The 1,482-nt window shown below is 44.9% G+C and carries 3 protein-coding genes; 2 read left to right on the top strand and 1 reads right to left on the bottom strand.

Going from position 1 to position 1,482, the window contains the following annotated elements; genetic code table 11:
- Both RAC86_RS38610 and RAC86_RS38605 read left to right on the top strand, forming a co-directional pair.
- Positions 1-211, top strand: a 211-nt coding sequence (locus RAC86_RS38610) for an iron dependent repressor, metal binding and dimerization domain protein (protein ID WP_377886947.1), incomplete at its 5' end; no start/stop codon positions are given.
- A 125-nt stretch (positions 212-336) separates the two neighbouring features.
- Positions 337-1,212 (top strand): patatin-like phospholipase family protein, encoded by an 876-nt coding sequence (locus tag RAC86_RS38605; RefSeq protein WP_377886946.1) that lies wholly within the window; start codon positions 337-339, stop codon positions 1,210-1,212.
- On the opposite strand, the gene RAC86_RS38600 is transcribed toward RAC86_RS38605, so the two are convergent.
- Positions 1,209-1,482: hypothetical protein (locus RAC86_RS38600; protein ID WP_377886945.1), on the bottom strand; the 274-nt coding region annotated here is incomplete at its 5' end. The two genes, RAC86_RS38605 and RAC86_RS38600, sit on opposite strands and share 4 nt — an antisense overlap.

Genomic DNA, 1,482 nt, shown 5'->3' with positions numbered 1-1,482 from the left:
GGTATACAGGCATGAATTGCTTGAGCAGTTTTTAAGAATCATTGGTGTTGATGAAGAGAAAATATATAACGATGTCGAAGGAATCGAACATCATTTAAGCTGGAACAGTATTGATCGCATCGGGGATCTTGTACAATATTTTGAAGAAGATGATGCCCGTAAAAAAGATCTGAAATCAATCCAAAAGAAAACAGAACATCATAATCAGTAAAAAGGCGGTCTCGAAGGAGGCCGTCTTTTTTGATACGCTGACGCCACCCGTCATTAGTTGGTCTATTTCTTCGCGTGTTTTCTTAAAATGGTAATAAACGATCGGATGGAGGGGGAGGGAATGAGATGTATATTGACGGTGTGTTTTCCGGCGGAGGAGTAAAAGGCATTGCGCTTGCAGGCGCTTATGAAGCGCTTGAGGAAAAAGGCTTCCGCTTTAAAAGGGTTGCGGGTACAAGCGCGGGCGCCATTATTGCCGCTTTCATTGCGTCAGGTTACACCAGTAAGGAAATCCACGCTTTAATTGAAGAAGTGGACGGAGAGAAATTGCTGGATCAAAGGTACTCTTTTCTCCCCTTAAAAATGCTCCAGTGGGTGTCCATCTACTGGCGTCTTGGCTTATACAAAGGCGATACGATAGAAGAATGGATTGCTGATCTGTTAAGAGCGAAAGGCATAAGGGTTTTCGGCGATTTGCAGAAAGGGTCTCTGCGCCTTATTGCTTCTGATCTGACAAACGGCACCATGATTGTTTTGCCGGACGATTTGGCCCGTTACGGGTTAAATCCCGATATGTTCCCGGTTGCCAGAGCGGTCAGAATGAGCTGCAGCATTCCGTATTTTTTTGAACCGATAAAATTAAAAACGGACACAGGCACCGCCACGGTTGTCGACGGAGGTGTGTTAAGCAATTTCCCCATCTGGCTGTTTTCAAAGGAAAGAAAGCGCCCTGTGATCGGTGTGACGCTTGCGCCGCGTGAAAGAGAGCGTCCGAAAAAAAATATCCGCAACGCTTTTGAACTGTTCGGCGCCCTGTTTGAAACGATGAAGGATGCCCATGACGCAAGGCACATTGCGTCACGCTATGAACAAAATATCATTTTTCTTCCTGTCGATGACGTAATGGCCACTGATTTTCATTTAACACAACAAAAAAAACTAGCCCTGATTGAGCTAGGTAAAAGACGGACAGAGCTGTTTTTAAAGCAGTGGACCTATTAAAAAAGCGCCCTGTTTTTCTTTTTATTTTTTTTCCCTTCTATAACAGTCAGCTGAGTCTGGCTTTTTTTCTTGAGAATCATCGGCTTAGGCTTGCTGGCGCTCGGAACGCTTCGCAGGTGGCTGACACGTCCCTTATGTCCGGCGCGGTGTTTTGCTTTTTGTTCTTTCATCCGGCGCCGCGATTGTTTCGCCGCTTTTTTGAAGGCTGCTCCTTCGCTGCCCGCATTTCGATTCATTACATATTTCACAATAAAATAAATAATGATACCT

Source organism: Bacillus sp. LR_5, from assembly GCF_042709275.1.
Note: the sequence above shows the minus strand (reverse complement) of the source record. Positions and strands in the feature narration are given on the sequence as shown.

Bases quoted from the DNA above. Each gene is read 5' to 3' on its own strand.
- RAC86_RS38605 (WP_377886946.1), top strand. From the start codon at position 337: ATGTATATTGACGGTGTGTTTTCCGGCGGAGGAGTAAAAGGCATTGCG.